The sequence below is a fragment of the Streptomyces alanosinicus genome (genome assembly GCF_014650595.1).
Taxonomy (GTDB): domain Bacteria; phylum Actinomycetota; class Actinomycetes; order Streptomycetales; family Streptomycetaceae; genus Streptomyces; species Streptomyces alanosinicus.
The window spans coordinates 1-6,970 of record NZ_BMVG01000088.1 but is presented as its reverse complement, the minus strand read 5'-3'; the positions used below and the strand labels follow the sequence as shown (position 1 = coordinate 6,970).

Below are 6,970 nucleotides of genomic sequence, written 5' to 3'. Positions count from 1 at the left end.
AGCCGGTGGCGGAGTTTCTTCGGTTCCGCGGTGGCCAACTCGCTGTCCAGCAGAAGGGTTCGAGTCCAGGCGATCAGGTCGATGGCGGCCGGAGACAGCTCCGGCCATGCGGTGTTGATCTGGAAGCGGCGGGAGGGGAAGCGGCCGAATCCGGTGATCTTGCCGCAGCGGATGCGGTCCTCGACGCGGGCGTGCGCGCGGTGGCGGACTTCCAGCAGTTGCAGGGAGTCCTGTCCATGGGGGGTGTCGGTGAGGAAGACCTGGTGGCGCATGCCCTCGTCCAGGTCGAACAGGGAGAGCTGGGCTCCGGGACGGGGGCGCTCGCGGCGGACGATGATGCGGGTGCCGTCGGGGTAGCCGGTCAGGTCGGCCAGGCCGGTCAGCTCGGCGACATCGGCGCCTTCGCGCAGCGAGCCGTCCTGTTCGAGGGCGGGATGCCAGACCTCCTTGGGCAGAAAGCGGATCGCCCGGCGGGCTGGCTCGGTGATGGGCCATCCGACGGAGGAGGACGCGCGGATCCCGCGCGAGTGCAGGGCTCGTATGTGGGTCAGGAAGGCTTTGGCTGATCCGGCGCTGTCGGCGCGGATGAGGATCTCGGTGCCGTGGCGGTGGGCGTCGGGGATCTGGGCGAGGGCGGCATCGAGCACGCTGATGTGGTCGGTGGCGGTGTTGGCCGCGGCGTTGCCTGGGCGCAGCAGGCCGGCCAGGGCCTCGCCGGTGTTGTCCAGGAAGCACAGCAGCGGGTGGTAGCCGAAGCCGTGCTTGTAGGTCGGCGCGGCGTGTTCCTTCTCGGAGTGGCAGGTGACAAGGGTGGCGTCGATGTCCAGGACCAGGCCGGGCAGTTCACGTCCACCGGCGTGGGAGGCGGGGATGCCGTCCCGTGTTTCGCCGGCCTGCAACCAGGCGGTCTCCCGGGCGGCGGCACGGGCCGCGCGCAGGGCGCCGAGGGTGGCCGGGTCGATGCCGGCCAGAAGCCGCCAGGCGGTAGGAGTGGAGGCGACCGCCCCGAAGAGGCCGGGCTGGTTGCGGAGCAGCGCGAGATCGGCGATCGTCTCACCGCCGTCGGCGAGCGTCACGGCCAGGTCGACTGCGATCTGGCCTGGATCGTGGCCGGTGCGGCGCTGACGCAGCTGGCGCGGGGCGTCGCTGAAGGCATGGGTGAGGCCGGTGGCTTCGGCGAGATCGGCCAGTAGTCGGGACCCGGCGTGGCTGACCACCCCGCGCCCGTCGGTGGAGACGACGAGCCGGGGATGTGACCCGGTGGCGTGCACGCAGAAAGTGCCTTCCTGCTGGGCTGACGGAGACCTTGGACAAGCCTCATCGTCCCAGTTCAGAAGGCACCTTCGTGGTTTCGATCATGATGCGGACACCGCCGCAAGTGAAACGCGCAGGCTAGCTCTCACCTCGGCACTGTCTCCCCGTCAGTGCTGGGGTGGGGTAAGGCCCTCACGACAGGAGCGGAGACGGTGGGCCGCACCGGATCTACGAACGCGCGGCGAGGGTCTGCGCCGCCTTACGACGGCGCATCCATCCCCGCAGCACCCCCCGTTCTCTCGTGCCGTCGGAACTGACCATTATGGGGAAATATCCTGCTCCATGGTGGTAGACGTTCCGGCCGGCCGCATGATCTTGAAACCATCCGTGTAAGTGTCGCCGTCCTGGCAGGTTACGAGGACTGTTGCATCCCGGCCCTTCTTGGTGATGTTATGGAAGGTCACCGAGTACTTACTCTGGTTCTTTACGTTGGGGCTGTCGTCGGTGTGGGATTCTTTACTCGTCCCTATCGTCACCTGCTTAGGGCTACCTCCGCTCTCGCAGTCTTCGACTGACCCGGTGACTGTGACCGTCTTGCTGTTCGGGTTGGCACCTGCCGTGCCTGCTGTCGCGAGTGAAACCGCACCTGTCAGGGGCAGCACTGCCGCGACGACGAGAATTGCGACGCGATTACGCATGACTTCTCCTAGCCTGTCGGGGCGAAAGCAAACGTTCGTGAAATCCGGAGAGCATTCCGTACAGTGAGGGGGTGCTAAAAAGGCGCGAACTGCCCAGGAATGAAAGCCCATTCGTTCTTTTCCGACTGATGCGGTGAAGTGACTTTCCTCTACCAAGATGCTTGCTCGGCCTATGAGGGGCAAGAGGGGGAAGCACCCATAAGACACGGGGCAGGACTACCCACGCAGCACCTACCCGCATGGCTGCCCTCGGCAGGTCATGACAGCTCTGATTCTCCGTCGATGAGCCCGTACTTGAGCGCCAGCCGGGTGAGTTGGGAACGTCGTCGACACCCCGCCTTCTCGCCGATTCGGTCGAGGTGTGACTGAACGGTGTGCTTACTGATGGACAGTCGACCAGCGATCTCGCGATCTGTTGCGCCGTGGGCGACAAGCCTGAGGATCTCCTGCTCCCTCTTCGTAAAGTGAGGGGATCGCCTGAGTAAGTGGCTAGCAGGCACGGACACATAACCGTGGCCCGCGCCCACTGCCCTAATCGCTGTTAGGAGCTCTTCCCCCTCGGCTTGCCGACTCAGATAGCCGCTGGCACCCGCCTGAATCACCTGAACCGCATCGATCTGCGGTGAGGACGACACCACGATGACGGCATGCCCCCGGTCCCGTAACCATGCCACGGCTGCGGCCAGGCTACGGACGGACTGCTGTAGGTCTATGAGGACGACGTCCACGCCAGCCAGTTCACCGTCCACGCCCCTGATAGACGACGCGGTGGCGACCAGATGGAGGTCAGGAACGGTGTCGATCAACTGCGTGATGCCGTCCCGGAAGACGGGACAGTCTCCGATGACCATGATGCGCATCGTTACGGTGCTCCTTGAACCGTCAACCGGATATGGCTATGTGCCCTGCCTACCGGAGTCCGTTACCTAATCGTTCAACCGCTTCTGGGCTGGTGCCGCCAAGGCCGCTCTGCGCGGGCCCGGTCGAAGGCCGCGTATGCCTCGGCGATGTTCGGCCGCACCACAGGCGCCTGGCCTTTTGTCGCAGGCTCCAGCAACTGTGCATCCGCCGTCACGGCGGAAGGCGGGCCGGCGCAAGGAGAGCTGAAAGGATCTCGCATGCGGTCACACAAACACATTCGGGGGCGTTCCTGTGGTCGTACACGGTGGTCACGGTCGCGCTGTACACGCAGAATCGTTTTCTTTTGATCCGCTTGAGTGAACATTGAGTGAGGTCAGGAGGTCCTCCAAATTCCGTCAACTTTCCTACCCTATTGGCAAATTGCGCGAACTTTGCCATATTCATTGATAGTTATCCAATATGGACATAGACGCGATCGTTAAACACTTTGGCCTTGCCGAGCATCCGTTCACCACGAGCCCAGATCCTCGGTTTCTGTACTTTTCCTCCCAGGTGCGCGAGGCCTTAGCCAAGTGCGAGTTCATGGCACGTGACCGCATCGGCCCGATCTACATGTACGGCCCGATCGGCTCAGGAAAGACCTCCCTCGTTCGCCGACTCCACGAGAAGCTAAGCCAGCACGAGCGCTTCAACGTCAAGCTCTTGATCTCCCCCAACCTCAAGAGCAGCAACGCCTTCCTTCGCCTGGTAATGGAGAGCTTCGACGTGAAGACCGAGCGCTCCTACGCTGCTTCCTTGGGCAACTTCGAGGCGTTCCTTCTTGAGCAGTTCGAGAACGGCAAAATACCCGCCCTCCTGGTCGACGAAGCCCAGTACATGACCCGCGAGCAGCTCAAGCTCGTGCACTACCTGCTGAACTTTGAGACCAACAAGACCAAGCTCCTGCAGATCGTCCTGGTTGGCCAAGAGGAACTCGGAACAAAGATCGTGAACTACCGTGAGCTCGCTTCTCGTATGTTCCCCATCGCCATGAGCAGCATGTCTCTCGAAGACCTTCGAGAGACATGCTGCAGTTCCGCCTTACCGTCGCCGGCCGACGAGACTCACTCTTCGAGGGCAAGGACGCCGAGGAGGCGTATCACCTTCTCTGTGCATACTCTAAGGGACTTCCCCAAGATGCCATCAAGGTCTGCTTCGAGTTACTTATAGACCTTGCCGTGCAGGGCCGCACATACGCGACACCACAGCAGGTCGAAGAGATTGCCAAAGCGCAGAACCTGCGCACCTAACCATGGGAAGATTCGACAAACTTACCGAACTCTCAAGACCAGCACCTGCGGCCATTTCTCCGGTGCAACAAGGATTCGTTCAACCAACGGTACCGACCCCGGTACCGGATCACCAAGCGTTGCCCTCCCCCTTTAGGAAACGCCTTATTCTGCGGCGCTATCCCGTTGACCCCTACGAAGACGAAGTAGCAGCACTCGATGCGCTTTCCGCACTTGAGAAGGATCAGGGCTTAATACTCCAGTCTGACTTCGCGATCTTGTGGCGAACCCGGCTGGGAACGGGTACGGCCACCGCGTGATCATCGGTTGGTGTGTGGACAAACGAAGATCGTGCGGTGGCCGCGGGCCATAGCGTTGACCCTGCCCGCTGGCGGGTGTTGTTCGACCAGGTCATGGCTCGTATCGCCGGGCGGTTCGGCCGAGTTGAGCCTCGGGCGACCGCCCGCGCCTATGTGCTGGGACTGCTGTCGGCTACCGAGCGGAAGAACTGCTGGCAACTTGGCTGAACAGGCCGGTCACGCCCGGCCCGGGCCGATGCAGCGCCTGCTGCGCTATGCCCGCTGGGATGCTGACGCCCTCCGTGACGATGTCCGCGCCTGCGTTGTCGACCACCTCGGCGACGACGGCGTTCTCATCGCGGACGAGACCGGCTTCGTGAAGAAAGGCAGCATGTCGGCGGGGGGTGCAACGCCAGTACACCGGCACAGCTGGCCGGATCGAGAACTCCCAGGTCGGCGTGTTCCTCGCCTACGCCACTGAGCGGGGATGCGCGCTGATCGACCGACGGCTCTACCTGCCCGAGCGGTCCTGGTGCTCCGATCCCGAGCGCCGCCACGCTGCCGGGGTGCCCGAGGACCTACCCTTCGCGACCAAGCCCCGGCTGGCCGAGGAGATGATCGTCGCCGCGTTGGACGCCGGAGTGACCGCATCGTGGGTGACCGGCGACGAAGCCTACGGCCAGGACCTGCAGTTACGCGCACGCCTGGAGCGGATCGGCATCGGCTACGTGATGGCCGTCGCCTGCTCCACCCGGGTCCAGATCAACCAGGGCCGCACCCCTGTCCGCGCCGATGTCCTCGCCGACCGCTTGCCCGCCTCTGCCTGGCAGCGGCACAGCGCCGGAGCCGGCGCGAAGGGCCCGCGCTACTACGACTGGGCCTGGGATCCACATCGGCACCGGCGTCCATCGTCACCTGCTGATCCGCCGCAACCGGACCACCGGTGAACTCGCCTTCTACCTGTGCTGGTCACCCACCCAGATCACCCTGCACGAGCTCGTCCGCGTCGCCGGTGTCCGCTGGAGCGTCGAGGAGTGCTTCCAGGCCGCCAAGAGCCAGGTCGGCCTGGATCACTACCAGGTCAGGCACTGGATCTCATGGCACCGGAACATCACGCTCGCCATGCTGGCCCTGGCCTTCCTGACCGCCCTCGCCGCCGACGCGAACCCCGCCCGGCCTGCCGATCCACAACATCCCGCCCGCAGCCACGAACCGATCATGCTGACCGTCCCGGAGATCCGTCACCTGCTCGTCGCCGTCTTCGCTCCACCGGTCATGACTGCCGCCAGACTGCTGCATTGGTCCACCTGGCGCAGACGCCACCAGGCAACAGCCCGACGCAGCCACTACCAACGACGCTCCGCCGACGGACCCACTGGATAGATCACGAAACCGCACTGGTGTGCCAGCCCACGGCTTCGAGTGCGCTACAAGCAAGAGCGTCGAGGAGGGCCAAGGAACGCCAAGGGGCGGTAAGGACGGTTGACATGGACCGCTCCGCGGTGATTATCTGCCGATGCAGAGTTTGAAACTTCAAGTTACTCCGCGGTTTCGCACGCATGAGACGTTTGGAGCGCACCATGCCCCCCACTGCCCCCACCACCCCCGCCCGCAGGGCCGTCGTCGCCTTCCTCGCCGCCGCCGCGGTCCTGGGCGCGGCCGCCGTACCCGCCGTGGCGGCCCCGCACGGCCCGGCCGCCGGGCACGCGGCGCACGGCCATGGCGGCTACGGCGATGCCGCCCGCCTCGGCTACCAGAAGGCCGTCGCCATCGCTGTCGCCAAGGGGGTGTTCGAGCGCGGGAACACCGCGGTCGTCGACCGCTTCGTACGGCCGGACTACATCCAGCACAACCCGACCGCGGCCGACGGGGCGGCGGGCCTGAAGGGCCTGGCCACCTCGATCCACCAGCAGTTCCCCGACGCCCGGTACGACGTCAAGCGGGCCATCTCCCAGGGCGACCTCGTGCTGCTCCACTCCAACGTGGTGCTGGTCCCGGGCACCAAGGGCGCGTCCGTCATCGACATCTTCCGCTTCCAGGGCGGGAAGCTGGCCGAGCACTGGGACGTGATCCAGAACGTGCCGGACACCACGGCCAGCGGCAACGATATGTTCTCCACGCTGAGTTCACCGCAGGTCTCGCAGCCCCTGGACCACCGGCTCACCCAGGCCAACCAGGCGCTGGTCACCAAGGCCTTCGACGAGCTCATGGTCCACAAGGACCTGACCGCCCTCGACCGCTACTGGGACCCCGGCTACCTCCAGCACAACCCGCAGATGCAGAGCGGCGTGCCCGCCGCGAAGGCCGGCCTCGGCGGTTACTTCGCCTCGGCACCGCAACTGACGGTCACCCCGAAGCGGATCATCGCCGAGGGCGACCTGGTGGCCGTCCACAGCCACTACGTCAACTATCCGGGAGACCTGGGCGCGGCGATCCTGGACCTGTTCCGGGTGCGGAACGGCAAGATCGTCGAGCACTGGGACATCATCCAGGACGTCCCCGAGACCTCGGCCAACGGCAACGGCATGTTCTAGGGCGTGTTGCGAAAGTCCCGTCGTCCGCCCGGAGGGCGGGCCGAGCGGCGTCCGGT

The 6,970-nt window shown here is 64.9% G+C and carries 5 protein-coding genes and 1 pseudogene; 3 read left to right on the top strand and 3 right to left on the bottom strand.

Annotated features, from left to right (window positions below):
• From IE277_RS45965 to IE277_RS45955, 3 genes are all read right to left on the bottom strand, one after another.
• A partial coding sequence (locus IE277_RS45965; protein ID WP_189960015.1) for an IS1380 family transposase occupies window positions 1–1,271 on the bottom strand: 1,271 nt, incomplete at its 3' end.
• 303 nt (window positions 1,272–1,574) lie between these two features.
• Entirely contained in the window at window positions 1,575–1,952 is a 378-nt protein-coding gene (locus IE277_RS45960; RefSeq protein WP_189960013.1) for a hypothetical protein, read from the bottom strand.
• A gap of 257 nt (window positions 1,953–2,209) precedes the next feature.
• The gene (locus IE277_RS45955) at window positions 2,210–2,812 is read right to left on the bottom strand and encodes a LuxR C-terminal-related transcriptional regulator (protein WP_189960010.1); all 603 of its coding nucleotides are present in this window, start codon (window positions 2,810–2,812) and stop codon (window positions 2,210–2,212) included.
• 460 nt (window positions 2,813–3,272) lie between these two features.
• Between IE277_RS45955 and IE277_RS45950 the strand changes: the two genes are divergently transcribed.
• The 3 genes and pseudogenes from IE277_RS45950 (at window position 3,273) to IE277_RS45940 (ending at window position 6,914) form a co-directional block, all read left to right on the top strand.
• Entirely contained in the window at window positions 3,273–4,022 is a 750-nt protein-coding gene (locus IE277_RS45950; RefSeq protein WP_189960008.1) for an ExeA family protein, read from the top strand.
• Between the two features lie 472 nt (window positions 4,023–4,494).
• A pseudogene (locus IE277_RS45945) lies at window positions 4,495–5,763 on the top strand (IS701 family transposase).
• 197 nt (window positions 5,764–5,960) lie between these two features.
• Window positions 5,961–6,914 (top strand): nuclear transport factor 2 family protein, encoded by a 954-nt coding sequence (locus IE277_RS45940; RefSeq protein WP_189960006.1) that lies wholly within the window; start codon window positions 5,961–5,963, stop codon window positions 6,912–6,914.
• Window positions 6,915–6,970 lie beyond the last annotated feature (56 nt).